The sequence below is a fragment of the Sphingobium sp. CCH11-B1 genome, from assembly GCF_001556865.1.
Taxonomy (GTDB): domain Bacteria; phylum Pseudomonadota; class Alphaproteobacteria; order Sphingomonadales; family Sphingomonadaceae; genus Sphingobium.
The window spans coordinates 63,718-90,060 of record NZ_LSJY01000070.1 but is presented as its reverse complement, the minus strand read 5'-3'; the positions used below and the strand labels follow the sequence as shown (position 1 = coordinate 90,060).

24 protein-coding genes, 1 tRNA gene and 1 other RNA gene are annotated in these 26,343 nt (G+C 65.1%); 18 read left to right on the top strand and 8 right to left on the bottom strand.

From position 1 onward, the window contains the following. Positions 1-92: 92 nt before the first annotated feature. From AX724_RS07655 to AX724_RS07595, 13 genes are all read left to right on the top strand, one after another. On the top strand, positions 93-1,130 hold the full coding sequence (locus AX724_RS07655; RefSeq protein WP_066765010.1) for a cysteine desulfurase family protein: 1,038 nt from the start codon (positions 93-95) through the stop codon (positions 1,128-1,130). Continuing rightward, entirely contained in the window at positions 1,127-2,221 is a 1,095-nt protein-coding gene (locus AX724_RS07650) for a cysteine desulfurase family protein (protein ID WP_066765009.1), read from the top strand. The genes AX724_RS07655 and AX724_RS07650 overlap by 4 nt, the downstream gene beginning before the upstream one ends. A 16-nt stretch (positions 2,222-2,237) precedes the next feature. Next, a complete protein-coding gene (locus tag AX724_RS07645) occupies positions 2,238-2,573 on the top strand; it encodes a 2Fe-2S iron-sulfur cluster-binding protein (RefSeq protein ID WP_066765008.1) in 336 nt (111 codons plus the stop codon). 8 nt (positions 2,574-2,581) lie between these two features. Continuing rightward, entirely contained in the window at positions 2,582-3,541 is a 960-nt protein-coding gene (gene blaSGM, locus AX724_RS07640) for an SGM family class A beta-lactamase (protein WP_066765007.1), read from the top strand. Positions 3,542-3,592: 51 nt separating this feature from the next. After that, positions 3,593-3,688, top strand: an RNA gene (gene ffs, locus AX724_RS07635) — signal recognition particle sRNA small type. Between the two features lie 51 nt (positions 3,689-3,739). Beyond that, a complete protein-coding gene (locus AX724_RS07630) occupies positions 3,740-5,362 on the top strand; it encodes a DNA polymerase III subunit gamma/tau (protein ID WP_066765006.1) in 1,623 nt (540 codons plus the stop codon). Further along, a complete protein-coding gene (locus AX724_RS07625; protein WP_066765004.1) occupies positions 5,359-5,682 on the top strand; it encodes a YbaB/EbfC family nucleoid-associated protein in 324 nt (107 codons plus the stop codon). The genes AX724_RS07630 and AX724_RS07625 overlap by 4 nt, the downstream gene beginning before the upstream one ends. A 126-nt stretch (positions 5,683-5,808) precedes the next feature. Further along, positions 5,809-8,205 carry an endopeptidase La gene (gene lon, locus AX724_RS07620; protein WP_066764997.1) on the top strand — a complete coding sequence of 799 codons (2,397 nt, stop codon included), beginning with the start codon at positions 5,809-5,811 and terminating at the stop codon, positions 8,203-8,205. A gap of 181 nt (positions 8,206-8,386) precedes the next feature. Continuing rightward, complete coding sequence (locus AX724_RS07615; RefSeq protein WP_066764995.1) at positions 8,387-8,659, top strand: HU family DNA-binding protein; 273 nt, start codon at positions 8,387-8,389, stop codon at positions 8,657-8,659. Between the two features lie 210 nt (positions 8,660-8,869). Continuing rightward, positions 8,870-9,445, top strand: a complete 576-nt coding sequence (locus tag AX724_RS07610) for a septal ring lytic transglycosylase RlpA family protein (protein WP_231736560.1) — start codon at positions 8,870-8,872, stop codon at positions 9,443-9,445. Positions 9,446-9,536: 91 nt separating this feature from the next. Next, positions 9,537-9,613 (top strand) — tRNA-His (locus AX724_RS07605). 65 nt (positions 9,614-9,678) lie between these two features. Continuing rightward, positions 9,679-10,041: a phosphoribosyl-AMP cyclohydrolase gene (gene hisI / locus AX724_RS07600; RefSeq protein ID WP_066764994.1), complete on the top strand. Its 363-nt coding sequence runs from the start codon at positions 9,679-9,681 to the stop codon at positions 10,039-10,041. Continuing rightward, positions 10,028-10,558 carry a hypothetical protein gene (locus AX724_RS07595; RefSeq protein WP_066764993.1) on the top strand — a complete coding sequence of 177 codons (531 nt, stop codon included), beginning with the start codon at positions 10,028-10,030 and terminating at the stop codon, positions 10,556-10,558. The genes hisI and AX724_RS07595 overlap by 14 nt, the downstream gene beginning before the upstream one ends. Here the strand turns inward: AX724_RS07595 and AX724_RS07590 are convergent. From AX724_RS07590 to AX724_RS07565, 6 genes are all read right to left on the bottom strand, one after another. Beyond that, positions 10,552-11,178: a YitT family protein gene (locus tag AX724_RS07590; RefSeq protein WP_066765044.1), complete on the bottom strand. Its 627-nt coding sequence runs from the start codon at positions 11,176-11,178 to the stop codon at positions 10,552-10,554. The genes AX724_RS07595 and AX724_RS07590 overlap by 7 nt on opposite strands. A 94-nt stretch (positions 11,179-11,272) precedes the next feature. Next, a complete protein-coding gene (locus AX724_RS07585) occupies positions 11,273-12,412 on the bottom strand; it encodes an aspartyl/asparaginyl beta-hydroxylase domain-containing protein (protein ID WP_066764991.1) in 1,140 nt (379 codons plus the stop codon). A gap of 40 nt (positions 12,413-12,452) precedes the next feature. Beyond that, positions 12,453-13,649 (bottom strand): MFS transporter, encoded by a 1,197-nt coding sequence (locus AX724_RS07580; protein ID WP_066765039.1) that lies wholly within the window; start codon positions 13,647-13,649, stop codon positions 12,453-12,455. A gap of 126 nt (positions 13,650-13,775) precedes the next feature. After that, positions 13,776-14,462 (bottom strand): L,D-transpeptidase family protein, encoded by a 687-nt coding sequence (locus tag AX724_RS07575; protein WP_066764989.1) that lies wholly within the window; start codon positions 14,460-14,462, stop codon positions 13,776-13,778. A 49-nt stretch (positions 14,463-14,511) separates the two neighbouring features. Continuing rightward, the gene (locus tag AX724_RS07570; protein WP_066764987.1) at positions 14,512-16,779 is read right to left on the bottom strand and encodes an NADP-dependent malic enzyme; all 2,268 of its coding nucleotides are present in this window, start codon (positions 16,777-16,779) and stop codon (positions 14,512-14,514) included. Positions 16,780-16,806: 27 nt separating this feature from the next. After that, positions 16,807-17,712, bottom strand: coding sequence for a LysR family transcriptional regulator (locus tag AX724_RS07565; protein WP_066764985.1), 906 nt, complete (start codon positions 17,710-17,712; stop codon positions 16,807-16,809). A gap of 107 nt (positions 17,713-17,819) precedes the next feature. On the opposite strand from AX724_RS07565, the gene AX724_RS07560 reads away from it, so the two are divergent. The 5 genes from AX724_RS07560 to alaS all read left to right on the top strand — a co-directional run bounded on the left by AX724_RS07560 (position 17,820) and on the right by alaS (position 25,245). Beyond that, positions 17,820-19,934 carry a malate synthase G gene (locus AX724_RS07560; RefSeq protein ID WP_066764984.1) on the top strand — a complete coding sequence of 705 codons (2,115 nt, stop codon included), beginning with the start codon at positions 17,820-17,822 and terminating at the stop codon, positions 19,932-19,934. A 116-nt stretch (positions 19,935-20,050) separates the two neighbouring features. Beyond that, positions 20,051-20,668: a glutathione S-transferase family protein gene (locus AX724_RS07555; protein ID WP_066764983.1), complete on the top strand. Its 618-nt coding sequence runs from the start codon at positions 20,051-20,053 to the stop codon at positions 20,666-20,668. Further along, a complete protein-coding gene (locus AX724_RS07550; protein ID WP_066764982.1) occupies positions 20,661-21,914 on the top strand; it encodes a M24 family metallopeptidase in 1,254 nt (417 codons plus the stop codon). The genes AX724_RS07555 and AX724_RS07550 overlap by 8 nt, the downstream gene beginning before the upstream one ends. A 94-nt stretch (positions 21,915-22,008) precedes the next feature. After that, positions 22,009-22,488, top strand: a complete 480-nt coding sequence (locus tag AX724_RS07545; RefSeq protein ID WP_066764978.1) for a PilZ domain-containing protein — start codon at positions 22,009-22,011, stop codon at positions 22,486-22,488. 90 nt (positions 22,489-22,578) lie between these two features. Beyond that, entirely contained in the window at positions 22,579-25,245 is a 2,667-nt protein-coding gene (alaS, locus tag AX724_RS07540) for an alanine--tRNA ligase (RefSeq protein ID WP_066764975.1), read from the top strand. Positions 25,246-25,314: 69 nt separating this feature from the next. Here the strand turns inward: alaS and AX724_RS07535 are convergent, their stop codons facing one another. Beyond that, the gene (locus AX724_RS07535) at positions 25,315-25,623 is read right to left on the bottom strand and encodes an acylphosphatase (protein WP_231736558.1); all 309 of its coding nucleotides are present in this window, start codon (positions 25,621-25,623) and stop codon (positions 25,315-25,317) included. Next, positions 25,602-26,306, bottom strand: coding sequence for an NYN domain-containing protein (locus AX724_RS07530; protein WP_231736561.1), 705 nt, complete (start codon positions 26,304-26,306; stop codon positions 25,602-25,604). Before AX724_RS07530 ends, AX724_RS07535 begins: the two co-directional genes overlap by 22 nt. Positions 26,307-26,343: the final 37 nt, after the last annotated feature.

The window sequence follows — 26,343 nt, the reverse complement described above, 5'->3', positions numbered from 1 at the left end:
CGCACGCGTCACAAGGCTTCACGCTGGCGCGGCGCGGCAAGTCGCCTATATAGAGGGCGCTGCCTTTTCCGCAATCAATGAGTAACGTCCGCTTGGCCGCCGACCGCCTTTATCTGGATCATGCCGCCACAACCCCGATGCTGCCGCAGGCACAGGCCGCGATGGTCGGTGCGATGGCGCACTGGGCCAACCCGTCCAGTCCCCATGCCGATGGCCGCGCGGCGCGTGCGGCGCTGGAGGATGCCCGCGCGCGGCTGAAGGCGGCGCTGGACTGGCGGGGGCATGTCATCTTCACTTCCGGTGCCAGCGAGGCGATCGGAATCGGACTAGGCAGGGTCAAGGCGGATCGCATCCTTACCTCGCCGGTCGAACATGACGCCGTGCTGCGGGTGACGAAGGGCGCGGAACGGCTGGCGGTCAATGCGGACGGCATCGTCCTGCCCCCGGCGGATCGAGCGGGCACGCCGCTTTTCGCCATTCAGCATGTGAATAATGAAACCGGCGTGATCCAGCCGCTCGAAACCCTTGATCGCGCGGGTGCCATGCTGTTTGCCGATTGCGCGCAAAGCGCTGGAAAGCTGCCATTGCCCGACGCCGACATGATCGCGATCAGCGCCCATAAATTCGGTGGGCCGCCCGGCGTCGGTGCATTGCTGATCCGCGATCTGGCCCTGATCGAACCGAGCGGCGGGCAGGAACAGGGCTATCGCGCCGGTACGGAGAACCTGCCCGCGATCCTGGCCATGGTCGCGGCGCTGGAAGCACGGGAAGACTGGCTGCCCCGCGCGTCCGAGCTTCGCGCCCGGCTGGATGCCGCTATCGGGGAGTTTGGCGGAACCGTGGTCGCCCCCGATGCGGCCCGCATTCCCGTCATTGCCAGCTATCGCATGCCCGGAATGTCGGCGCGCGCGCAGTTGATCCAGTTCGACCTTGCCGGCATTTCCGTGTCGGCCGGCAGCGCCTGTTCCTCCGGGTCGCTCAGGACCAGTCATGTTCTGGGCGCGATGGGATGGGATGAAGGAGCGGCGGCGGAAGTGGTGCGAGTCAGTTTCGGGCCGCAGACCTGCAACAGGGATGTGGACAGGTTCATCAGCGCCTGGCGGTCCGTGGCTGATCGGGCAAGGCGATGATCTATCTCGATTATCAGGCGACGACGCCGCTCGCGCCGGAAGCGTTCGATGCCATGCTTCCGCTGCTGCGCGACCAGTTCGCCAATCCCCATAGTGCGCACCGCCTGGGCCGCGCCGCCGCCGCGCATGTGGAGGTGGCGCGCGACGAGATCGGCCGCCTGCTGCCGCAGGGCGGTCGGCTGGTCTTCACCTCCGGCGCGACCGAGGCGTTGAACATCGCCATCCAGGGCGCGCCGCCGGGCGGGATCGTTACCATCGCGACCGAACATGCCGCCGTACTGGATACGGTGGAGGCGATGCGCCGGAAAGGCCGCGCCGTGACCATCCTGCCGGTCGGGCCGGATGGCCTCGTCGATGCCGAAGAGGCGGCGCGCGCCATTGTTCCGGGTGTCGCGATCGTCGTCGCCATGCTGGTCAACAACGAGATAGGCGTCATCCAGCCGCTCGATGCGCTGTCGGAGCTTGCCCACAGCGTCGGCGCGCTGTTCCTGTGCGACGCGGTACAGGGTTACGGGCGTATTCCCGTGCCGCAGGCCTGCGACCTGGTGGCGATCAGCGCACACAAGGTTCACGGCCCAAAGGGGATCGGGGCCCTCTGGATGCGGGACGGTGTCCAGCTGGAGCCGCTGATCCACGGCGGCGGGCAGGAGCAGGGGCTGCGGTCCGGCACGCTGTCACCGGCGCTGTGCGCTGGCTTTGGCGTTGCCGCGCGGCTGATGCGCGAACGGGCGGAGGAAGACCGCGCCCATATCGAGCAACTGGCCGCCCTGTCGCGCAACCTGTTCGCGGACTGGACGCTGAACGGCAGCGCGGATCACCGCTATCCCGGCAATCTCAACGTGCGGCGCGAAGGGATCGATGGTGCGCGGCTGTTGTCATATTGCCGCAATATTGCTTTTTCGCTCGGCAGTGCTTGCGCGAGCGGGTCTGGAAGGCCTAGCCATGTGCTGCGCGCACTGGGCTTGACGGATGCACAGGCGCGCGGATCGGTGCGGATCGGCTTTGGTCGGTACACGCATCGCGAGGAATTGGAGAGGGCGGCTGAGGCACTGAATGAGGCGGCGACCGCGCAGGCGGAGCCGTGGGGGTAAAGGAGCGTCGCAGTCCATGACCAGGATCATCTTCGTCAGCGCCGATGGAGAGCGCCGGCAGGAGGTCGACGCCGCGCCCGGTTCGGTGCTGCTGGACGTGGCGCAGGCCGCAGGACAGCCGCTGGAGGGCACGTGCGAAGGCCAGATGGCCTGCTCCACATGCCATGTCATCATCGATGCGCAGGATTTTTCGCGGTTGCCCCGCGCCAGCGAGGATGAGGAGGATATGCTCGATCTTGCAGCCGCAGCCACCCGCACCAGCCGCCTTGCCTGCCAGATCGTGCTTGCTGACGGAATGGACAGCCTGACCGTTCGCATTCCGGGCGAATTTTACAATATGCAGGGAATGTAACCCGTTCGATGAAGACGCTTTTCGTCCTGATTGCGTTCGCGTTGGTGGCTGCACCATCCATGGCCGCTGAGAAAAAGCAGGCGAAGGAGCCTGTGCCCACCGGGCGGCTCGATTCTCTGATGCCCGCCGCGCCGCGCTATCTGGTGCCGCAATCCGCGCTGGCGGAAGTGCGCAATCCCAAGGAAATAGAGGCAGAGACAGGCGGCCGCCTCGGCGTTGCCCTGGTGGATGCGAACGGGGCGCTGATCCTCGGTTTCAACCGGGACGAACGCTTCGCCATGTGCTCGACCTTCAAGGCGCCGCTGGCCGCCGCCGTGCTGATCGGCGCGGAGGGTGGAAAGTTCGGGCTGGAAGGCACGATCCCCTTCGGCAAGGACGACCTGCTGGACTATGCGCCGGTGGTGAAGAAGAATCTGAAGCGGGGCCGAATGACGATGGGTGAACTGGCGCAGGCGGCGGTCGAGGTCAGCGACAACAGCGCCGCCAACCTGCTGCTCCCGATGCTGGGCGGGCCGGATGGTCTCACCGCCTTCATGCGCGCGCATGGCGACACGGTGTCGCGGCTGGACCGGGACGAACCCGCGCTCAACGAGAATGTGGAGGGCGATCCGCGCGATACGACATCGCCCGCGGCCATGGCCGGGCTGATGGGCAGGCTGATCTTCCGCGACATGGCGGCGGAGAGCGCCGCCAAGCTGCGCGCTTGGCTGAACGCCAGCAGCACCGGCGACAAGCGGATCAAGGCAGGCCTGCCCGAAGGCTGGACGTCAGGCAGCAAGACAGGAACCTGCGGCACCGCCTATAACGACGTGGCGCTCGTGAAATCGCCTTCGGGGGACGAATATATCCTCGCCATCTACCTGGATCGGCCGACGGTCAACGCAGCGAAGGCGGAGGCGGCGATAGCGGAAACGGCGCAAGCGGCGCTCAGCTTCGTTGGCCGGGCACAGAAGAGCGGGCTGGAATAGGGGGCGCATCCTGCCTCTTGCCATCCCGTCACCCTTTCGCCATATGCCGCGCCGGGAGTCGGGCGGACGTGATCGTCGCGAACCGGGTCAGGTCCTGACGGAAGCAGCCACAGTGATTTCGTCACGGGTCGTTCCGGCTCCTACTTTCCAGCAGCATCCTGCTTCGACAAGGGCCGCCTGAGCGGCTAGGACAGAGGCATGTCCGATTCCCCGCAGCCCTATCGCGTCCTTGCGCGCAAATATCGTCCGCGCACGTTCCGCGAACTAATCGGGCAGGACGCGATGGTCCAGACGCTGGGCAACGCGATCAAGCGCGGCCGGCTGGCCCATGCGTTCCTGATGACCGGCGTGCGCGGCGTGGGCAAGACGTCCACCGCGCGCCTGATCGCCAAGGCGCTGAACTGCATCGGCCCGGACGGGCAGGGTGGCCCGACCATCGACCCCTGCGGCCAGTGCGAGCCGTGTCGCGCAATTGCCGATGGCCGCCATATCGACGTGGTGGAGATGGACGCCGCCAGCCATACCGGCGTCGATGACGTCCGCGAAATCATCGAAGCCGTGCGCTATGCCGCTGTATCGGCGCGCTACAAGATCTACATTATCGACGAAGTGCATATGCTCTCCAAAAACGCTTTCAATGCGTTGTTGAAGACGCTGGAAGAGCCGCCAGCCCATGTGAAATTCCTCTTCGCCACGACGGAGGTGAACAAGGTGCCGGTGACGGTGCTCTCGCGCTGCCAGCGGTTCGACCTGCGGCGCATCCCGGCCGACCTGCTGGCCGATCATTTCGCCCATGTGGTCGAGGCGGAAAGCGTCGCCGCGGAACCGGACGCGCTGGCGTTGATCGCGCAGGCGGCGGAAGGGTCGGCCCGCGACGGGCTTTCGATCCTGGACCAGGCGATCGCGCACGCGGAGTTGGGGGAGGGGGCGCCGCTCGTCACCGCCGCCCAGGTGCGCGACATGCTGGGCCTCTCCGACCGCGGATCGGTGCGCCGGCTGCTGGGCCTCCTGCTTTCGGGCGATACGACGGCCTTGCTTGCCGCCGTGCGCGACCAATATGCGCTGGGCGTCGAGCCGCTGGCGCTGATGCGCGGCCTCATGGAACTGGTTCACGCGGTGACCCTGGTGAAGGCGGGGCGCGATATTGCCAGTCCCGGCCAGTCGGCCGAGGAGCGGGAGGCGCTGTCCGACTGGGCGGCGCAACTGGGCTTCGCGCCGCTGCATCGGCTGTGGCAGTTGCTGGTGAAGGGGCATGATGAAGTCGCCAGCGCCGTGCTGCCGATCGAAAGCTGCGAAATGGCGCTGCTTCGGGTCATGCACGCAGCGACCATGCCCGATCCGGGCGAACTGGCGCGGCTGCTGCGGGAAGGAGGCAGCGTGGTCGCGCCTTCGGCCCAGATCGACGGCAAGCCGGCAGCGCCCTCGTCGCCCCCTGTGTCGCGATTGCCTGAGACGATGGCGGACATTGTGGCGCTGGTGGACAAGCAGGCGCCGGCTTTGGCCAATCATCTGAACGATTGCGCGGCGCTGGTCTTGTTGAACGCGCCGGAGGTTGCCGTCCGGCTGACCCATCCCTGGGCGCGTGGCGACTTCAAGCGGGATCTGGAGGCGGCGCTGAATGCCGCCACGCCGGGCACGCGGTGGAGCGTTCGGCTGGAGCAGAGCGGCGGCGGCGCCACGCTGCTGGAGCAGGAGCAGGCGGCGCAAGCGGCGGAGCGCGAGAGGATTTTGGAAACCCCGGTGGTCAAGGCGGCTATGGCGGCCTTCCCCCAGGCGGAGCTTGTGGATAGCAAGCCGGAACAATGGAGTGCAGGAGCATGAAAGATTTGAATGAAATCCTGGGCATGGCGAGCCGTGTGCAGGAAGAATTGCAGCGCGCGCAGGACAATCTCGACAAGCTGGAGGTCGAAGGCGCCGCCGGCGGCGGCCTGGTGAAGGTTCGCGCTTCGGCCAAGGGGCGGATCATCGGCGTATCGATCGACGACAGCCTGCTCGCGCCTTCGGAAAAGCAGATGCTGGAAGATCTGGTCGCCGCTGCCTTCAACGACGCGCGCAAGAAGGCCGACGAGGTCAGCAACGCCGAAATGGGCAAGATGACCGCGGGGCTGCCGCTGCCACCGGGCTTCAAGCTGCCCTTCTGAGCCTTCATAAGGCGGCGTTCATGATGACGTCCTTATGACACGCCGTGATTGATTGGCGCGACGGGCATCCCCATAATGGCGGTGAACCGTAGAAGAGGGCCGCTTCCAATCGGCCCCGGAGACCGAATGAAACTAGAATATCCCCTTCTGCCGCTACGCGACATCGTCGTCTTTCCGCAGATGATCGTTCCGCTGTTCGTCGGCCGTGACAAGAGCGTCGCGGCGCTGGAAGCGGCCATGGAAGGCTCCAAGGAAATCTTCCTCGTTTCGCAGCTCGATCCCGCCGAGGACGATCCGGCGCGCGACTCCCTCTATGACACGGGCGTCGTCGCCGTGGTGCTGCAGCTGCTGAAGCTGCCCGACGGCACCGTGCGCGTTCTGGTGGAGGGCAAGCATCGCGCCCAGCTCGAAGGGATGGAGGCGAACGACACCTATCTTGTCGCTACCGTCTCGCCGGTCGAGGAAGCGGCCGCCGAAGGCCCGGAAGCCGCCGCGCTGATGCGCTCGGTCGCCGAACAGTTCGAAAATTACGCGAAGCTCAACAAGAAGCTGCCAGCCGAAACCCCGGTGCAGCTGCGCGAGATCGAGGATGCCGGACGGCTGGCCGATGCGGTGGCGGCGAACATCAACGTCAAGGTTTCCGACAAGCAGTCGCTGCTGGTCGAAGCGGACCCGGTCAAGCGGCTCGAAATGGTCTTCGCCTTCATGGAAGGCGAACTGGGCGTGCTCCAGGTCGAGAAGAAGATTCGCGGCCGCGTGAAGCGGCAGATGGAGAAGACCCAGCGCGAATATTATCTGAACGAACAGCTTAAAGCCATTCAGCGCGAGCTGGGCAATGGCGAGGGCGAGGAGGGCGACGAACTCGCCGAGCTCACCGAAAAGATCGCCAAGGCCAAGCTCAGCAAGGAAGCGCGCGCGAAAGCGACGGCGGAGCTCAAAAAGCTCAAGGGCATGCAGCCCATGTCGGCTGAAGCCACGGTCGTGCGCAACTATCTCGACGTGCTGCTGGGGCTTCCCTGGGGCAAGAAGGGCAAGGTCAAGACCGACCTCAAGAAAGCGCAGGCGATCCTGGACGAGGATCATTTCGCGCTGGAGAAGGTCAAGGACCGGATCATCGAATATCTCGCCGTCCAGGCGCGCACCAACAAGCTGAAAGGGCCGATCCTGTGCCTCGTCGGCCCGCCGGGCGTCGGCAAGACCTCGCTTGGCCGCTCGATCGCCAAGGCCACGGGCCGCGAGTTCGTGCGCCAGTCACTGGGCGGCGTGCGCGACGAAGCGGAAATTCGCGGCCACAGGCGGACCTATATCGGCTCCCTGCCGGGCAAGATCGTGTCGAACCTCAAGAAGGCCGGCACGATGAATCCGCTCTTCCTGCTCGACGAGATCGACAAGCTGGGGCAGGATTTCCGGGGTGATCCGGCCTCTGCCCTGCTGGAGGTGCTGGACCCCGAGCAGAACAGCAAGTTCCAGGATCATTATCTGGAAATCGACGTCGATCTTTCGGACGTGATGTTCGTTACGACCGCCAACTCGCTGAACTTGCCGCAACCTTTGCTCGACCGCATGGAGATCATCCGGCTGGAGGGCTATACCGAGGACGAGAAGGTAGAGATCGCGCAGCGCCATCTGGTGCCCAAGCAGATCGACGCCCATGGCCTGAAGGACGGCGAGTTCGAGGTGACGGAAGAGGCGGTGCGCGATCTCATCCGTTTCTACACGCGCGAGGCGGGCGTCCGCACGCTTGAGCGCGAAGTGGCGCGCCTGGCCCGCAAGGCGCTGCGCCGGATATTGGAAGGCGCGGCCGACAAGATCGTCATCACGCCCGATAATCTGTCCGATTTTGCCGGTGTGCGGAAATTCCGTCACGGCGTGGGCGAGGAAGAAAATCAGATCGGCGCGGTGACCGGCCTGGCCTGGACGGAAGTCGGCGGCGAGTTGCTGACGATCGAGGCCGTGACGGTGCCCGGCAAGGGGCAGATCAAGACCACCGGCAAGCTGGGCGAGGTGATGACCGAGTCGGTGCAGGCGGCTTTCTCCTACGTGAAGGCGCGCTCGCCGGGCTATGGCATCAAGCCCAGCCTCTTCAACCGGAAGGACATCCACATCCACCTGCCCGAAGGCGCGGTGCCCAAGGATGGTCCATCCGCGGGCATCGGCATGGTGACGACGATCGTGTCGACGTTGACCGGCATTCCCGTCCACAAGGACGTGGCGATGACCGGCGAGGTGACGTTGCGCGGCAGGGTGCTTCCCATCGGCGGCCTCAAGGAAAAGCTTTTGGCGGCGCTGCGTGGCGGCATCAAGACAGTGCTGATTCCCCAGGAAAATGAAAAGGACCTGGCGGAAATCCCTGCGAACATTCGTGAGGGGCTGGATATCGTGCCCGTGTCCCATGTCGACGAAGTGCTCGCGCGGGCGCTGGTTTCGAAGCCGGAAGCGATCGCCTGGACAGAAGAAGACGATTTGGCGGCGCAGCCTCCGACCGGAACGGGCAGGGACGGGGACGCGGCCCTGCGGCACTGAACCATCGGGAAAGCGGCGGTTAACCCTATTATCGGCACCGAAACGACCGATCGGGCGCAAAATCGGCCATGGACCGGCATCTTCGTCGCTTTCCCTTTGACAGTCGCGGGAATCCGCGCCTTATTGCCCGCCCTACGCCGCGATTCCTAATCAACCAACAGCACAAGGGGGTTCCCAAGGCATGAACAAGCAGGATCTGATCAGCGCAGTTGCTGAAAGCAGCGGCCTTAACAAGAATGACGCCACCAAGGCCGTGGAAGGCGTGTTTGACGCCATCAGCGGCGCGCTGAAAAAGGGTGATGAAGTCCGCCTCGTCGGCTTCGGCACCTTCTCCGTGTCGCAGCGCAAGGCTTCGACCGGCCGTAATCCCCGTACCGGCGAAACCATGACCATCAAGGCTTCGGCCCAGCCCAAGTTCAAGGCTGGCAAGGGCCTGAAGGACTCGGTCAACTAAGCGACCGGCGACGTCGTCCCCGCGGCGGCGTCCACCGTTCGTCAATTGCCGGCATCGCGGCCGGGAAGTTACGGGAGAGTGGCGCGACAAGGCAGGTTTCTGCCCCGCGCAATCAAGCCAAAGGCAGGGGGACGAAAGCGGCGACGTTTTCGTCCCTTTCTTCATGGTAGCGATACCGCTCTCTCTCCCAACAAGAGGCCAGGAAGAGCCATGACGGATGGCAAGGCAGCGATGGCGGGCAAGGCGGCATGGGCGATCCTGACGCTGATGCTGGCGGCCTGTGGCGGCGGCAATTACCGGCCGGTCCGGGACACGCCGGTCAAGATCGGTCCGCCCTATATGGTGCGCGGCCTCACCTATGTTCCTGCCGCCGACCCGACGTACGATATGCTGGGCTATGCGAGCTGGTACGGATCGGAGTCGGGCAATCGCACGGCCAATGGCGAGCGGTTTCGCGGCAAATGGATCACCGCGGCGCATACTATCCTGCCCCTGCCAAGCTATGTCGAGGTCACGTCGCTCGACACCGGACGGGCGATCCTTGTCCGGGTCAACGATCGCGGACCATTTGCCGGCAGGGGCCGCATCATCGACCTGTCGCGCGGCGCGGCAGAGCAATTGGGCATGAAGGCGCAGGGTCACGCCGCCGTGCGCGTGCGCGTGGTGGAGCCGCCTGAACGGGACAAGGAGCGCCTGCGCAAGGGGAAGGCGGCGGCGGAAAGGCCACGCGTTTCCGAACGCATCCTTGCCAATCTCCGCGCCCAACTGCAGGCTGGAACGCGGTAGGCCAGGAAAATCCGGTCGCCGGGCTTTGGCGCTTGACGGCCGGGGATGGGCCGCATATGTGGCCCTTCTCTCGGGGCGAGCAGCCCCCATGGCGATCGTAGCTCAGTTGGTTAGAGCGCTGGTTTGTGGTACCAGAGGTCGTGGGTTCGGATCCCATCGGTCGCCCCATTTTCTCCCGATTATCCTCTTTGGCAGGGCTTCGCACGCCCACATTTGCGCTCTATAGCCGCGCCATGGACGATGCACGCGACAAGGGGCTGGCCCTCAATCCGAAATATGACGGGGACGGCCTTATCACCGCCGTCGTGACCGACGATCAGAGCGGCGACGTGCTGATGGTGGCGCATATGAACGCGCAGGCGCTCGGGCTGACCATCGAGACCGGGCTTGCCCACTTCTGGTCCCGCAGCCGACAGGCGCTGTGGAAGAAGGGCGAAACGTCGGGCCATATGCTTGAAGTGCGTGACCTGCGCATCGATTGCGATCAGGACGCCGTCTGGATCAAGGCTGTGCCGCCCTGCCACACCGGCGCGCGCTCCTGCTTCTTCCGCCGCATCGGGCAGGATGGGCTCAGCAGCGTCGATGCGGCGGACTAGAGCAGCGCTGCTCTTCCTGCTGACGGCGGCATGCCAGCGTGCCCCTGTCACCCCTGACGCCGTGCCGGGTGACGGGGCGGTGTCCGGCCTGGAACGCGCCGCCATTGCCAGTGGCGCCATCACCGACGCCCGGAGCATGCCCCCGGTTGGCCTGTACCAACGCCGTCATGAAGCCGGGCGCGATGCGCTATGCGTCATTCCCGGCCAGGACGGACAATTTCGCTTCGGACTGGAAGCGGTGTTCGGCGAGGAACCGAGTTGCCGTGGACATGGCATGGCGCGCCGCGCCGGCGACAAGCTGATCCTGAGCTTCAGGGGCGGTGATCGCTGCATCATCGTCGCGCAATATGACGGAGATCAGGTGGCCCTGCCTGGTGTGGTGGACATGGCCTGCGCCGACCTTTGCCAGGGACGCGGATCGCTGGAGGGAGTCAGCTTCCCGCGCGTGTCGAGTGACGCCGCCTCCGCGCTGCGCGGGCGCGACCGGAACGGCAATCTTCTGTGCAGCGATCAGTGACCGATATAGCGGCCCGGGCGATGATTCACCATCAGCACGGCGTTCATCGCGGCGGCTGACAGGACGGAAAGTCCGAAGCGTTCGAAGCTGAGCAACGGCAACGACGCCAATAGAATGAGGATGTCGCACAGCATCTGTGTGCGCCCGGCGTTCCAGCCGCGCGATTTCTGCAGGATCAGCGCGACGACGCCCGCGCCGCCGACGCCTGCGCCGTGGCGCGCGATCGCCAATATGCCGAACCCGATGATCGACCCGCCAAAGAGCGCGGCGAAGAACGGACTGACGCGTGCGATCTGCAATGCGGTTGGCATGACCAGCCCTATGGCCATGATGGCGATATTGGCGAACAGCGTCTTGAGGCCGAATGCCATCCCCATGGCGCGTCCGGCAAACAGGAAGAAGGGCAGGTTGATGAGCAGGAACAGCGTGCCCGGCGGCCAGTGCGCGAGATAAGACAGCAGCAACGCAATGCCCGCCATGCCGCCCGTCACCAGATTCGCCTGTTTGAGCAGCATCAGCCCCATGGCGATGAACGCGCAGCCGATGGCGATGGCGTAGCCATCCTCCGCCAGACTGTGCGGCCGCGGGTGAGGGAAGGTGGGGTCGGAAGCGGGAGGCATGGGCAAGGGTGTCCGTGGTGGCGTGTCGCCCCGGCATCCCCCCTTTACGATCTTCGCGCGCCTATAGTGTCGTCCCGGCGGATGGAAACCCGCCTCAACCGCCCGTGTCAATCTGCGCCGGGCCGAAGGCATCGATTGCCTCGAACAGATGCGTCAGCGCTTGCCGTTCATCCATGCCGATTTCGGGACGCCATATTTCGAACAGCAGCACCACGCGGGTCTGCTGGCTGCGGTTCCACGCCTCATGCTCGATGCTGTCGTCGAACAGGAGAAGTTCGCCCTTGCGCCACGGCCTTGTCTCGGCGCCAACGCGCAGCGCGCAATGGTCGGGAGCCAATAACGGCAGATGGCATATGAGGCGCGTGTTGAGCAGGCCGTTGTGCGGACGTATATGGGTGCCAGGCTTCAGCAGGGACCAAAGTGCCATGGGCGATCGGGCGTCGATCACCGGCATGGGTGCCAGTTCCAGCGCCTCCATCACCGACGGGCAGCGCGCGGCATTTTCGGCGACCGTTGCGCCGCCCTGCCAGAAATAGAGCGCGCCCCAGCTCGGGTCGTTGTGCAGCGGATTGTTGGGTGATGGCCGCCCGGCCGATGTCTGGACATAGGGCGCGAATTCCTGCTCCTTCGCCAGCACGGCCTGAAGCTCCCCGATGATGGCGTCGGTCTTCGCCTCGACCGCCGGCACCCATTCGAATTCATGCCGTTCGTAGAAGGCGCGTTGCGGCAGGTCGGGAAAGTAAAACATACTGGGTTGCTGCAGATATATGTCACTGCGCCCCAGCAGCAGATCGGTCGCGCGCGCGATCCGAGGCAGTGGCGGAAGATCGCGGATGGCGGCGGTCAGATGATCCTCGAACCGGCGGCCCGATTGTTCGATACTGGCCTGCGCCTGCTGGAGCAGTGGTTGCAACTGCGGTGGGGCCCCGGTCGCGGCGGCCTGCGCCAAGGCAGCGCGAAACCAGCTTATGGACGCGCGCTCATCGCCCCGTTTCAGCACCGTCTGCCCCATGGCGAGCAGGGCAGGGAGGTTACGCGGTTCGGCGTCGAGAATATGGCGGAGCGCTTCGGCTTCTCCGTCCAGGTCGCCGGTGCGATTGCAAGCCTGGGCTAGCAGCATCGCGGGCGGATTGTCCATCGCGCGCAGGGCGGCAAGCGCGTCTGCGGCCTGCCCCTGTCTCAGCGCCGCGACGGCCGCATCGCGCAATGCTGTTTCTTTGGCCGGATCGCTCATAGGCCAGCCTTATCCGGCCGCGATGGGCGGCGAAAGGCGTTTATTCGGCAGGGATCAGCGAGCGGCGGGGCTGGCGGCGTTCCAGCGCGATCGCCGCTAGGTAGATCACAAGACCGCCCAGCGCCATTGCGCATCCGATCCAGCCTGTGGACACCAGGCCGTAGCCCGCCGCGATCGACAGGCCACCAAGCCATGGCCCAAGCGCATTGGCGATGTTGAAGGCGCTGTGATGCAAGGCGGCGGCAAGCGTCTGTGCGTCTCCCGAAACGTCCATCAACCGGGCCTGAAGCGGCGTGCCAAGGCCACCGCCGATCCCGATCAGGAAGATGTTGAGTCCGAGCGTCCAGATATTGCCCGCCATGAACGGAAAGATGGCCAGCGCCGCCGCGCTCCATAGCAACACGCCGATGACGGTGCGGTTGAGCGCGCGGTCCGCCGCCCAGGCGGCCCCCAGATTGCCGAGCGTGAGACCGATGCCGAAAATGACGAGGACCAGCGGGACATAAGTTTCCCGGACATGCGTCACCTCGATCATGGTGGAGGCGACATAGGTATAGACCGCGAACAAGCCGCCAAAGCCTATGGCCCCTGTGAACAGGGTGAGCCAGACCTGCGACTTGCCGAGTGCGGTGAGTTCGCGCATCGGGCTGGCTCCCGGATCACCCGCGTCACGCGGCGCGAACAGCGCGACCAGCGTCACCGTCGCCAGCGCGAGCGCCGCCACCACGAAGAAGCCGGACCGCCAGCCCAGCATCTGCCCCATCCAGTTGGCCACCGGCACGCCGATCACGGTCGCGACGGTCAGGCCGGTCATCACCTTGGCGATGGCAAGCGCCCGTTTTTCCAGTGGGACCAGGTTGGCGGCCACCAGCGCCGCCACGCCGAAATAGGCGCCGTGGGGCACCCCCGACAGGAAACGGAACAACAGCATCCAGTGGTAGCTGGGCGACAGTGCCGACAGGGCATTGGCGATCGCGAAAACGCTCATCAACCCGATGAGAAGCATCCGGCGCGGCAATCGCGCGCCGAACGCTGCGATGACTGGCGCGCCCGCCACCACTCCCAATGCATAGGCGCTGATCGCATGGCCAGCGGTCGGCGCGTCGATGCCCAGATCCCGGGCGAAGAAGGGCAGCAGGCTCATGGACGCGAATTCGGTCGTGCCAATGGCGAACGCGCCCACCGACAAAGCAAAAATAACAAGCGCGGGATGCGCGCTGCGCGAGGCGTTCGCCATGGCCAGCTCCATGTTGCAATGCAAAAATTCTGAGAAGACCCGCAAATGGATATCATGACAGCGCGGGTCAAGCCCGGATCGGCTGCCTTTCCTGCATCCATCCATGCATCGCCTGCAACCGTGCCGTCAGCCGCCGATCTTCGCCTTGCTGACGTCAAGCATCTTGCCATTGGTGATCACGACGATGTCGCCGCGTTTCACCACCCCGAACAACTTGCGTGCGAAATCGACGGGCACGCCGATGCACCCATGCGTGGCGCGGCCATATTGGACGTCGCTGCCATGGATGAACACACCGTCGCTCGTCAGCCGCAGGGCATAGGGCATGGGCGCGCCATAGAGGTTCGAAACATGGTCTGCGTCCATCTGCGTGATGGGGAACGCGCCCTGCGGGCTGGGCTTGTCCGTCGCGCCATAGAGGATGACCGCCGCACCGATTTCATATCCGGCGCGAAAGACGGACAGGGTTTCCGCCTTCAGATCGACGGTGATGATGACCGGACCGGATGACGGCGCGCCCTTTTCGTCCCAGGCATAGTCGCCATGGCGGAAGGGACCGTCAATCTGCAAGACACGCCTGACCGTCAGTGCCCGAGGATCGATGGCCATGGGCTGGTCGCTCCGTCGCTCGACCAGCGGCGGGGTCGCCGGGGCGGCGGCTGCAACAGGCTTGGCGATGGCGGCCGGAGCCGTGTCTTCAGCAGCGGGCCTGTCGATCCAGTGCATCGCCAGCCATGCCGCGCCGGCCAATATCGCGCCGATCGCCAGCTTGGGGGCCGCAGCCTTCGTTACGCCCTTGATGAAGCCTGCCATATCCTCACGCCTCCGTCCCTGGCGTTGGCATAGGATGAAAAGGTTAAACTCAGCCTTCCCGCGCAACTTCCGCCGCGGCGATCGCGGTGAGGTTCAGAATCCCGCGCGAGGTCACTCCGGGTGTCAGCACATGGATGGGCTTGGAAAGACCGATCAGCATCGGGCCGACGGTGGGCGAGCTGGACGATGCGGAAAGCGCCGTCAACGTGATGTTGGCCGCGTCAAGATTGGGCATAACCAGCAGGTTCGCCGGCCCTTCGAAACGGGAATCCGGCACCAGTCGCTCGCGCAGCGACTGGCTGAGCGCGGCGTCCGCGTGCATTTCGCCGTCCACCGCCAGATCGGGCGCCGCCTCCCGAACCAGCCGGAACGCCTTGCGCATCTTGCGCGCGCTGTCGCTGTGCGATGCGCCGAAATTGGAATGGGACAGAAGAGCCGCTCGCGGCGTGAGGCCGAAATAGCGCAGTTCCGCGCTGGCGGCGAGCGTCATTTCCGCCACTTGCTCTGGCGTGGGATCGGGCACCATATGCGTGTCGGTAATGAACAGCGCGCCGGCGTCCAGGATCAGGCCCGACAACGCATAGACGCGGCTATGATCGGGTACCCGGTCGATGATGCGCAGTACATGTTCGACCTGACCCCAATATTCCGACCGTCCCCCCACCAGCGCGGCGTCGACCCGGCCGGTGCGCAGCAGCATGGCGGCGGTGATCGTGGGACGGCGATAGACGTGGCGCAGGATTTCGTCCGCCGGCACCCCCTTGCGCCCGGCAATGGCCCGATAGGCCTCCACCAGTTCGCCCATGATGAGGTGGTCGGTCTCCGGGTCGATCACCTCGACGTCCCGCTCGAAATCGAAGGTGAGGCCGAGTTCGGGCAGCTTCTTTTCCAGGATGCGGCGCCGGGCGATGAGCGTCGGGCGGACTATCCCTTCGTCCAGCGCGTCGCGAATGGCGCGCAACACCCGGTCATCCTCCCCCTCGCCATAGGCGATGCGGCAGTGGCTGCCCCGCGCCGCTTCGAACACCGGCAGCATCAGCTGGCCGGAACGGGTCGCCTGGCGCGTGAGGCTGCGCTTATAGTCGTCGAGGTCCAGCGTCCTCTTTGCGACGCCGCTGTCCATGGCCGCCTTGGCGACCGCGACCGCGATCTCACCGATCAGGCGCGGGTCGAAAGGGGTGGGGATGATATAATCTGGGCCGAACACCAGCTTGCGGCCGCCATAGGCCTGAGCCACGCTGTCATGCGCGGGCCTGCGGGCCAGGGCGGCGATGGCGTCGGCGGCGGCGACCTTCATCGCCTCGTTGATCTGCGTCGCGCCCACGTCCAGCGCGCCCCGAAAGATGTAGGGGAAACAGAGGACGTTGTTGACCTGATTGGGATAGTCGGACCGACCAGTGGCGATGATCGCGTCCGGCCGCACTTCTCGGGCCGCCTCGGGCCGGATTTCGGGCTCCGGATTGGCGAGCGCGAAGATGAGGGGATTGGGTGCCATCAGCGGCAGCCATTCGGGCTTCAACACGCCCGGCGCGGACAGGCCCAGGAACAGGTTCGCGCCCGGCAGAACATCCGGCAGCGTGCGCGCATTGGTGTTGCGGGCATAGCGCGCCATGTTGGGCAACATGCCTTCGCGGCCGGCATGGATCACGCCGTCCTTGTCCGTCATGGTGACGTTTTCGACCGGCAGGCCCATCGATACCAGCAGGTCGACGCAGGCCAGCGCGGCCGCGCCGGCGCCCGAGGTCACCAGCTTCGCGTCCGCCAGCGTCTTGCCTTGCAGCACCAGCGCGTTGCGAACCGCAGCAGCGACGACGATGGCGGTGCCATGCTGGTCGTCATGAAAGACCGGGATGTTCATCCGCTCCTTCAGCCGCGCTTCGATCGCGAAACATTCCGGCGCCTTGATGTCTTCCAGATTGATGCCGCCGAAGGTCGGCTCAAGCAAGGCGACGGCCTCGACGAACTTATCCGGGTCGGTGGTGTCGACTTCGATGTCGAACACGTCGATGTCGGCGAACTTCTTGAAGAGGACTGCCTTGCCTTCCATCACCGGCTTCGACGCCAGCGCGCCGATCGCGCCCAGGCCGAGGACGGCGGTGCCGTTGGAGATGACCGCGACCAGATTGCCGCGCGCCGTATAGTCCAGCGCCTTGTCAGGATCGGCCGCGATTTCGACGCAGGGTGCCGCGACACCCGGCGAATAGGCCAGCGCCAGGTCGCGTTGGTTCACCATCCGCTTGGTCGGTTCTATCCGGAGTTTCCCCGGTTGCGGATAGCGGTGATAGTCGAGGGCTGCGCGGCGGGTGTTGTCGTCCATGTGGCGGGCCTTAAAGCCTGCGTTCCGCTAGGGCAAGACAGGGCGCTCCCACGGCGGCGTCGGGCAATAAAGTGTTACAAGAAATTCGATGAACGCGGTGAGTGCGCGGGGCGGATTGGCCTGGGGCAGGTGCACGGCATAGAGGCCGACATCGGCCGAGCCTTCATGATCGGGCAGAACCGGGCGCACCCGGCCTGTTTCAAGCGCTTCTGCAATGTCCCACAAGGATCGAAGCGCGATTCCTCCGCCCGAGATGGTCAGTTCGCGCACCAGCTCGCTGCTGTTGGTGCGCACATGGCTTTGCCCTTCGACCGTGACCGGCCCCTTCGGCCCGACCAGCCGCCAGGGCATTTGCCCATGCGCCGCCAGCAGGCGATGAGCCTTGAGATCGGCAATCCGTTGCGGCGCGCCGTGCGCCGCCAGATAGCCGGGCGCCGCACAGAGGATGCGGCGGTTGGTCGCCAGCCGCCGCGCCGCGAGCGTCGGACCGGGATCGGCGGTGATGCGCAGCGCAAGATCGAAGCGGCCGTCCAGCAGGTCGCTATATTCGTCGGAAAGATCCACGCTGAGATCGACCGCCGGATGATCGTCCAAGAAACGCTGGATAAAGGGGGCGAGGTGTATGCGCCCGAAGGATGTAGGGGCGCTGATCCGCAAGGGACCGGTCGCCATGGCCGATGCGCCCGATACACGCCTTTCGGCGTCGTCCAGCGCAGCGAGGATCGCGCGCAGATCGGCATGGAGCTGCTCGCCTGCCGGCGTCAGCGCCAGCCGCCTCGTCGTGCGGTGGACGAGCTTTGCGCCAAGCCTCTGCTCCAGCCGCGCCAGACGCTTGGACATCATCGCCGGGGAGATATGCAGGCGCCGTCCTGCCGCCGCGAGGCCTCCTTCATCGACAATGGTCACGAACAATTCGTGGTCAGGATCCATCATATTCGTTCACCATAAGAATTACTGTATTTGAATAATAGCGAATATACGACATAATCGAGACATGCTAAATCTCCAAACGTACCCGTCGTCCAATTTGGAGAAGAGCCATGACCGCCCCGATGATCGATAAAGCCGGCCTTCGAGTCGCCGCTCCGCTCGCGGACTTTATCGAGCAGCAGGCGCTGCCCGGCACAGGCATCGCGCCAGACGCCTTCTGGGCGGGCGCGGCGGACGTCCTCGCTCGCTTCGCACCCGAAAATCTGAGCCTCCTGCGAAAGCGCGACACGCTTCAGGCCCAGATCGACAGCTGGCACGAACAGCGGGCGGGGCAGCCGCACGATCCGGCCGCCTATGCGATATTTTTGCGAGAGATCGGTTATCTGGTGCCCGAACCCGCGCCCTTTCAGATCGGCAGCACGAATGTCGATGATGAAGTCGCGCGCATGGCGGGACCGCAGTTGGTTGTCCCGATCCTCAACGCCCGTTTCCTGCTCAATGCGGCCAATGCGCGCTGGGGCAGCCTCTATGACGCGCTGTACGGCACGGATGCGATAGCCGGCGCGCCGGCGGGCAAGGGATATGATGCGGCGCGCGGCGCGCAGGTCGTCGCCTGGGCAAAAGCCTTTCTTGACGACGCGGTTCCGCTGGCGAACGGGAACTGGGCGGCGCTGGCGAGTGACGATATCGTTCTCGCCGATCCCGCGCAGTTGGTGGGCACCAGCGAAAATGCGCGCCTCTTCCGCCACAATGGTCTGCATATCGAGATCGTCTTCGACAAGGCGCACCCGATCGGTGCGACCGATCCCGCGGGCATAGCCGACGTCATCCTGGAGTCCGCTCTCACCACCATCTGCGATCTGGAGGATTCGGTCGCTGCCGTCGACGCGCAGGACAAGGTGGCCGCCTATGCCAACTGGCTGGGACTGATGCGGGGCGATCTGACCGACCGGTTCGAGAAGAATGGGGCGATGATGACGCGCGCGCTCAACCCGGACCGCACCTATACCGCACCGGATGGCACCACTTTCACGCTGCCGGGCCGCAGCCTGCTGTTCGTCCGTAATGTCGGCCATCTGATGACCACACCCGCTGTCCGGCTGTCCAACGGCGACGAGGCGCCGGAAGGAATCATCGACGGCATCGTCACCAGCCTGATCGCTCTTCATGACCTGAACGGACGTCGGGCGAACAGTCGTGCGGGCAGCCTCTACATCGTCAAGCCCAAGATGCACGGCCCGGGCGAAGTCGCGTTCACCGATCGCCTGTTCGACGCGATCGAGGACATGCTCGGCATGGCCCGTCACACGATCAAGGTCGGGGTCATGGACGAGGAACGCCGTACCTCGGCCAACCTCGCCGCCTGCATCCATGCGGTGAAGGACCGCATCGTCTTCATCAACACCGGCTTCCTCGATCGCACCGGCGACGAGATGCATAGTTCGATGCAGGCGGGCCCCATGATCCCGAAGAGCGAGATGAAGGCGAGCGACTGGATTTCGGCCTATGAGGACCGGAACGTGCAGATCGGGCTTGCCTGCGGATTTTCCGGCCGGGCGCAGATCGGCAAGGGCATGTGGGCCGCGCCCGATCGCATGGCCGACATGCTCGATCAGAAGGCCGGCCATCCGATGAGCGGCGCGAACACCGCATGGGTTCCGTCGCCGACCGCCGCGACGCTGCACGCGACCCATTATCACCGGATCGACGTCTTCGCCCGCCAGGCGGAGCGGAAGGGGGAGGGCGTGGCTCGACTGGAAAAGCTGTTGACCCTGCCCATCGCCACCGGCCGTAATTTTTCCGAAGAGGAGATCGCGCGGGAACTGGACAATAATGCGCAGGGCATATTGGGCTATGTCGTCCGTTGGATCGACCAGGGCGTGGGCTGCTCCAAGGTTCCCGACATCCATGACGTCGGCCTGATGGAGGATCGCGCGACGTTGCGCATCTCCTCGCAACATATGGCGAACTGGTTGCTCCACGGCATCTGCACCGCACAGCAGGTCGACGCGGCGCTCCGCCGCATGGCGGCGAAGGTCGATGCGCAAAATGCCGCTGACCCGCTTTACGAGCCCATGAGCGGGCGGGAAGGGGAAAGTCTCGCATTCCAGGCCGCACGCGCGCTGGTGTTCGAAGGGGTCGAGCAGCCTAATGGCTATACCGAGCCCCTGCTCCACGCCTTCCGTGCCAGGAAAAAGGCGCAGATGGCGCTGGAGCCAGCGTAGATCGGTTCCCCGGCGCAAGCCGGGTCCAGGACCGTGGCACAGCGTCCAGTCCGCTAACCCGTTGGCATAGTCGGGCCGCTGCGGTAGCCCTTTGGCTCAGCCGCAAGGGAGCCGTCATGACCATCATTGTCCACCATCTGAACAACAGCCGGTCGCAACGCATCCTTTGGTTGCTGGAGGAACTGGGCGAACCTTACGAGGTGCGGCGTTACGAGCGGGACGCAAAGACAATGCGTGCGCCCGCTTCGCTCAGGGCAATCCACCCGCTCGGACGATCCCCGGTGGTCGAGGTCGACGGCCATCGCCTGATCGAGACGGGGGCGATCATGGACTATCTGGTCGCGCGGGCCGGCCGCTTCGGGCCGCCGACCGAGGGTGCTATACTGTATCGTCAGTTCATGCATTATGCCGAAGGATCGATGATGCCGCCCTTGCTGGCGTTGCTGGTGGTGAACAAGATGGGCCTGCTTGGCCGACCGGCCAGGCCAACGGTACAGCGGATGCTGGATGACCATCTCGACTGGCTGGAGACCGAACTGGCGGGACGCCCCTTTTTCGCCGGCGATGCCTTCACCGCGGCCGACATGATGATGAGCTTCCCGCTGGAAGCGTCCCGCGCCCGCGGCGGATTGGACGGGTCGCGTCCTCATCTCATCCGTTGGCTGGATGACATGCATGCCCGCCCCGGTTACCAGGCAGCGCTGAAGACCGGAGGATCCTACGCCTATGCCTGATCGCCGCACGCTGTTGCGCCACGCTGCTGCCGGCATCGCCATGGGTGCGGTCAGCCCGCGTCTTTTCGCGCAGGAGCGGTCGGCCGAGGCGCTGGGTGCCTTGACCGGCGACATCGTGCCGATTGGCGGGTCGGAACGCGCGGATCGGCTCGCCCGCGCGCAAAGGATGATGCAGGCGGCGGGGATAGACGCGCTGCTGGTCGAACCGGGGGCCAGCCTGATCTACTATACCGGGGTGCGCTGGCACCGTTCGGAAAGGCTGACCGCCGCCATGATCCCGGCCAGCGGAACGCCGCTGATCGTCTGCCCCTTTTTTGAAAAGCCCTCGATCGACGAATCTCTCGCCATTCCCGCCGAAGTCCGCGTCTGGCAGGAGGATGAAAGCCCTTACGCCCCGATCGCAGACTTTCTTACGGCCAAGGGGCTGGCGAAAGGCCGCATCGGGATAGAGGAAACGGTGCGCTATTTCGCCGTGGACGGCCTGAAGGCTGCGCTTCCCACTGCCACGCTGGTCAGGGATTGGGTGACCCGCGCGATCCGCATGCGCAAGACCGCCGCCGAGATCGCATTGATGCAAAAGGCCGCCGACGTCACCATGGCCACCTATCGCTGGACCTATCCGCAGGTGAAGGCGGGCATGACCCCGGCGGATATCGGCGCGCTCATGTCGGCGGCGACGACGCAACTGGGCGGCAAGGTCGAATTCAACCTCGTCCTGTTGGGGGAGGCCGCCGCCTATCCGCATGGATCGGGCAAGCCTCAGACCGTCCGGGTCGGGGAGGTGGTGCTGATGGATTGCGGCTGCACGGTCGAGGACTATCAGTCCGACATCAGCCGGACCTGGGTGCATGGCGCCCCGCCCACGGCGCAGCAGCGGAAAGTCTGGGACGATGTCTCGCGTGGACAGAAGATCGCGATTGAGGCGGCGAGGCTTAGCGTCCCGGCTGGTTCCGTCGATGATGCCGTACGGAGCTACTATGAAAGGCTGGGCTATGGTCCCCGCTACGCTTTGCCCGGCCTGTCGCACCGGACCGGCCATGGCATCGGGATGGAAGGGCATGAGCCCGTCAACCTCGTCCATGGCGAAACGACGAAGCTGGACGTCGGCATGTGCTTTTCCAATGAGCCGGGACTTTATCTGCCGGGCGTTATGGGCATCCGCATGGAGGATTGCTTCCATATGACGGCGAAGGGGCCGCAATGGTTTTCGACGCCGCCCACATCGATCGACCAGCCCATCGCCTGAAGCGCCTGAATCGATAACATAGATAAATATCTGTTCCTTCAAAGTTTCCGCCCTGCTGCCGTTATCGGGATTCAGGGGCCGGGAAAGGCGAAGGATGAAAAAACGGGAACCGCGCGTCCTGACGTCCATCCCGGCGCGCATGCGCCTGGAAGACCAGTGGCTTGACGTCAAGATCATGAACCTGTCGCTGCATGGCATGATGTTGCGCATGGCGCGCGCGCCCAGTCGCGGCAGCTATATCGAGGTACGCCGCGCGTCATCGGTCATTGTCGGGCGGGTGGTATGGTCCAAGGACGGTCAGTGCGGCGTCCGCGCGCAGGACGAGATCGACATGGCGACGCTTGCCAACGCGCCCGTGCAGGTTGCAGCGCCAGTGTGGAAAGCGGGCGATGCCGACCGCCGCGCCGATCGACGGCGGTACGTCGACCAAAGCGAGGAACGCAGCCGGCTGGTCGCGCGTCGGCTGCAATTCGCCGCGCTGACGCTGTTCGTGCTGCTGGCGTCCGCGGCGATCCTCAAGATCATCAGCGACAGCTTCGTGCAGGCGATCGCTCGGGTCGCTGACGCACTCTGATCCAGGCAGCGTCCAGCCGCCGCCTTGCCGGATCGCACAAGGTCAAAAGCCCCGCTTGTGCGCCGGACCGCTTCCCACTAAATCGCCCCCATGACTTCGACCAACGACATTCGCCGCTCCTTCCTCGACTATTTCGGGGCGAACGGCCACACCATCGTGCCATCGGCCCCGCTGGTGCCGCATAACGATCCGACGCTGATGTTCGTCAATGCCGGGATGGTGCCGTTCAAGAATGTCTTCACGGGTCTGGAAACGCGCCCGTACAAGACCGCGACGTCCAGCCAGAAGTCCGTTCGCGCGGGCGGCAAGCATAATGACCTGGACAATGTGGGCTACACCGCGCGGCACCATACCTTCTTCGAAATGCTGGGCAATTTCAGCTTCGGGGACTATTTCAAGGAGCAGGCGATCACCCATGCGTGGACGCTCCTGACGAAGGAATGGGGGCTGCCGGCCGAGAAGCTGACCGCGACCGTCTATCATACCGACGACGAAGCGTTCGACCTGTGGAAGAAGATCGCCGGCCTGCCCGAAGAGCGCATCATCCGCATCCCGACCAAGGATAATTTCTGGGCGATGGGGGACAGCGGGCCGTGCGGTCCCTGCTCGGAAATCTTCTTCGACCATGGCGACCATATCTGGGGCGGCCCTCCGGGATCGCCGGAGGAGGATGGCGACCGCTTCGTAGAAATCTGGAACCTCGTCTTCATGCAATATGAGCAGGAAGCGAACGAGATCGTCAGCGAACTGCCGAAGCCCAGCATCGACACCGGCATGGGGCTGGAGCGTATCGCGGCCGTGCTTCAGGGCGTGCACGACAATTACGACACCGACACCTTCAAGGCGCTGATTGCGGAGAGCGGCGCGCTCAGCCGGACCGCCACGGATGGCGAGCATAAGGCGAGCCACCGCGTGATTGCCGATCACCTGCGCTCCACCAGCTTCCTAATCGCGGATGGCGTGCTTCCGGCAAATGAGGGGCGTGGCTATGTTCTGCGCCGGATCATGCGCCGCGCCATGCGTCACGCCCACATCATCGGCGCGAAGGAGCCGCTGATGTACCGGCTGGTTTCGTCCCTCGTGTCGGAAATGGGGGGCGCCTATCCCGAACTGGTCCGCGCCCAGCCGCTGATCGAGGAGACGCTGCTGCGCGAGGAGACCCGTTTCCGCAAGACGCTGGAAAACGGCCTCAGGCTGCTCGACGAAGCGACCGGCGATATGGGCGAGGGCGGCACGCTGCCCGGTGAAACCGCGTTCAAGCTCTACGACACCTACGGCTTCCCCTATGACCTCACCGAAGATGCGCTGCGATCGCGCGGGCTGACGGTCGACCGCGCCGGCTTCGACAGCGCCATGGCGGAGCAGAAGGCCGCCGCCCGCGCCGCCTGGAAGGGTTCGGGCGAGAAGGCATCGGACGAAATCTGGTTCGACATCGCCGAGGAAGTCGGCAACACCGAGTTCATCGGCTACGCCTCGACCAAGGGCGAAGGCGAAGTCCGCGCGATCGTCAAGGATGGCGCGCGTGTCGACAGCGCGTCGGTGGGCGACGAGGTCGTCATCATCACCAACCAGACGCCCTTCTACGGCGAAAGCGGCGGTCAGATGGGCGACGCTGGCACGATCACGACGCAGGGCGGATTTTCCGCCACGGTCGAGGACACTGCAAAGCCTCTCGGCCGCCTCCATGCGCACAAGGCGAAGGTGGAAGCAGGCAGCATCAAGGTCGGCGACACGGTAAACCTCGCGATCGACGTGGATCGGCGCGACCGCATCCGCGCCAACCACAGCGCAACCCATTTGCTCCATGCCGCCCTGCGGAAGGAACTGGGCGCGCATGTGACGCAGAAGGGCAGCCTGGTCGCGCCCGACCGGCTACGCTTCGACTTTTCGCACCCCGAAGCGCTGACACACAAGCAGATCGCCGCAATCGAGGCGGATGTGAATGGGCAGGTTCGCTATAACGAAGCGGTGACGACTCGCCTTATGACGCCCGATGACGCCATTGCGGCGGGCGCCATGGCGCTGTTCGGGGAGAAATATGGCGACGAGGTGCGCGTCCTTTCCATGGGCCGGGGCGGTCCGCTGGCGGAAGAACTGCATTATTCGGTCGAACTGTGCGGTGGCACCCATGTCACCGCCACCGGCGACATCGCGCTGTTCAAGATCGTATCGGAAAGCGCGGTTTCTTCCGGCGTGCGCCGCATCGAGGCGCTGACCGGCGAAGCCGCTCGCCTGTGGTTGACGGAGCGCGACGACAAGCTGCGCCAGACCGCCGCTGCATTGAAGACCACGCCGGAGGATGTGCCGGCGCGTATCGCGGCGCTGGTCGAACAGAGCCGGCGGCTGGAGCGCGAACTGGCCGACGCGAAGAAGGCGCTAGCCCTGGGTGGCGGCGGCGCGGCCAAGGCGGCGGGGCCGGAACAGGTCGGCGCGATCAGCTTCATCGGCCAGGTGATCGAGGGGCTCGATCCCAAAGAACTGCGCGGCATCGTTGACCAGAACAAGGCGACGCTCGGCAGCGGCGTATCGGCCGTGCTGGCGGTGGTCGAAGGCCGCGCCACCATCGCCGTGGGCGTGACCGACGATCTGACCGCCATCGTCAGCGCGGTCGATCTGGTACGCGCGGGCGTCGAAGCGCTGGGCGGCAAGGGCGGCGGTGGCCGTCCCGACATGGCGCAAGGCGGCGGGCCTGACGGCGACAAGGCACAACTGGCCGTCGACGCCGTGAAAGCCGCGCTGGCCAGCGTTCCGGCCTGACCATTAGCGGGGGGAGGACTTTCTCCTCCCCGGTCATGCCGGGTTTGACCCGGCATTCCGCATTCCGCTTTAGCAGGTGGATCGCTTATCGAAACCGTGGCGATGTTCCGCCGGCGCGTCCGTGACGTCGATGCGCGCTACCTCGGCGTTCGGTGGCCCGTCATGCGCGCGTTGGATGAAAGTCTCTACCGCCTCCGCTGCGCCCTGGGCCAACGCTTCGACGCTCCCGTCCATCCGGTTGCGCACCCACCCGGTCAGTCCCAGATCGCGCGCCGTCTCTACCGCCCAGGCCCTGTACCACACGCCCTGCACGCGCCCATATATCCTCAGGTGGCGCGCAATCACCGCGTTCGCCATCAGCGCACCCGCTTGATCCATGTCTGGCCGCCTTCGCGGACTTCGGTGATAAAATTGGGGATCGCCGCGACCAGATCGGACAGCCGCTTGAAGCCATAGTTGCGCACGTCGAAGCTGGACCGGTTGCCGACCCGCTGCCCGACCGGTCCCAGCGCCACGAAGCCGCGTTCGTCCCGCTTCGCTTCGTCATAGGCGTCGATCAGCAGGCGGACGACTTCGGGATCGACCGCTTCGCCCGCGATGGACGGAGCAGAGGCAGGCGGCGGCGCGACGGGGTCCTTCGCCTCTGTCCTGGCCTTCGTCCTTGCAGGCGCCGCCTTCTTCGCCACCGGCACGTCCGCGGGCTTCAGCGCCGCCACGTCGATGAAGCGGGTACAGGCACGGCGAAACCCCTCCGGCGTGTTCGCCGTGCCGAAACCATAGACGGGAATGCCGTCCTGACGCAGGCGCGTGACCAGTGGCGTGAAGTCGCTGTCGCTGGACATGAGACCGAACCCGTCGACCCGGCCGCTGGACAGCAGGTCCATGGCGTCGATCGTCATCTTCATGTCAGTGGCGTTCTTGCCCTTGGTAAGGTCGAACTGCTGCTGCGGTTCAATCGCCTGCGCCACCGAGAGCGCCGCCCAGGTCTTGAGCGTGGTCTTGCTCCAGTTGCCGTATGCCCGGCGGATGTTGACCGTGCCCAGTTCCGCCAGCACGGTCATGACCGGGTCGAAATGCGCCGCCGACGCATTGTCCGCA

Coding starts and splice junctions, on each gene's coding strand:
- AX724_RS07580 (WP_066765039.1), bottom strand. CDS start 13,649: ATGGCGAACGCCTCGCGCAGCGCGCATCCCGCGCTTGTTATTTTTGCT.
- AX724_RS07625 (WP_066765004.1), top strand. CDS start 5,359: ATGAAAGATTTGAATGAAATCCTGGGCATGGCGAGCCGTGTGCAGGAA.
- blaSGM (WP_066765007.1), top strand. CDS start 2,582: ATGAAGACGCTTTTCGTCCTGATTGCGTTCGCGTTGGTGGCTGCACCA.
- AX724_RS07585 (WP_066764991.1), bottom strand. CDS start 12,412: ATGAGCGATCCGGCCAAAGAAACAGCATTGCGCGATGCGGCCGTCGCG.
- AX724_RS07550 (WP_066764982.1), top strand. CDS start 20,661: ATGCCTGATCGCCGCACGCTGTTGCGCCACGCTGCTGCCGGCATCGCC.
- AX724_RS07650 (WP_066765009.1), top strand. CDS start 1,127: ATGATCTATCTCGATTATCAGGCGACGACGCCGCTCGCGCCGGAAGCG.
- hisI (WP_066764994.1), top strand. CDS start 9,679: ATGGACGATGCACGCGACAAGGGGCTGGCCCTCAATCCGAAATATGAC.
- AX724_RS07570 (WP_066764987.1), bottom strand. CDS start 16,779: ATGGACGACAACACCCGCCGCGCAGCCCTCGACTATCACCGCTATCCG.
- AX724_RS07630 (WP_066765006.1), top strand. CDS start 3,740: ATGTCCGATTCCCCGCAGCCCTATCGCGTCCTTGCGCGCAAATATCGT.
- AX724_RS07545 (WP_066764978.1), top strand. CDS start 22,009: ATGAAAAAACGGGAACCGCGCGTCCTGACGTCCATCCCGGCGCGCATG.
- AX724_RS07535 (WP_231736558.1), bottom strand. CDS start 25,623: ATGGATCAAGCGGGTGCGCTGATGGCGAACGCGGTGATTGCGCGCCAC.
- AX724_RS07590 (WP_066765044.1), bottom strand. CDS start 11,178: ATGCCTCCCGCTTCCGACCCCACCTTCCCTCACCCGCGGCCGCACAGT.
- lon (WP_066764997.1), top strand. CDS start 5,809: ATGAAACTAGAATATCCCCTTCTGCCGCTACGCGACATCGTCGTCTTT.
- AX724_RS07595 (WP_066764993.1), top strand. CDS start 10,028: ATGCGGCGGACTAGAGCAGCGCTGCTCTTCCTGCTGACGGCGGCATGC.
- alaS (WP_066764975.1), top strand. CDS start 22,579: ATGACTTCGACCAACGACATTCGCCGCTCCTTCCTCGACTATTTCGGG.
- AX724_RS07615 (WP_066764995.1), top strand. CDS start 8,387: ATGAACAAGCAGGATCTGATCAGCGCAGTTGCTGAAAGCAGCGGCCTT.
- AX724_RS07555 (WP_066764983.1), top strand. CDS start 20,051: ATGACCATCATTGTCCACCATCTGAACAACAGCCGGTCGCAACGCATC.
- AX724_RS07530 (WP_231736561.1), bottom strand. CDS start 26,306: ATGACCGTGCTGGCGGAACTGGGCACGGTCAACATCCGCCGGGCATAC.
- AX724_RS07565 (WP_066764985.1), bottom strand. CDS start 17,712: ATGATGGATCCTGACCACGAATTGTTCGTGACCATTGTCGATGAAGGA.
- AX724_RS07610 (WP_231736560.1), top strand. CDS start 8,870: ATGACGGATGGCAAGGCAGCGATGGCGGGCAAGGCGGCATGGGCGATC.
- AX724_RS07560 (WP_066764984.1), top strand. CDS start 17,820: ATGACCGCCCCGATGATCGATAAAGCCGGCCTTCGAGTCGCCGCTCCG.
- AX724_RS07645 (WP_066765008.1), top strand. CDS start 2,238: ATGACCAGGATCATCTTCGTCAGCGCCGATGGAGAGCGCCGGCAGGAG.
- AX724_RS07575 (WP_066764989.1), bottom strand. CDS start 14,462: ATGGCAGGCTTCATCAAGGGCGTAACGAAGGCTGCGGCCCCCAAGCTG.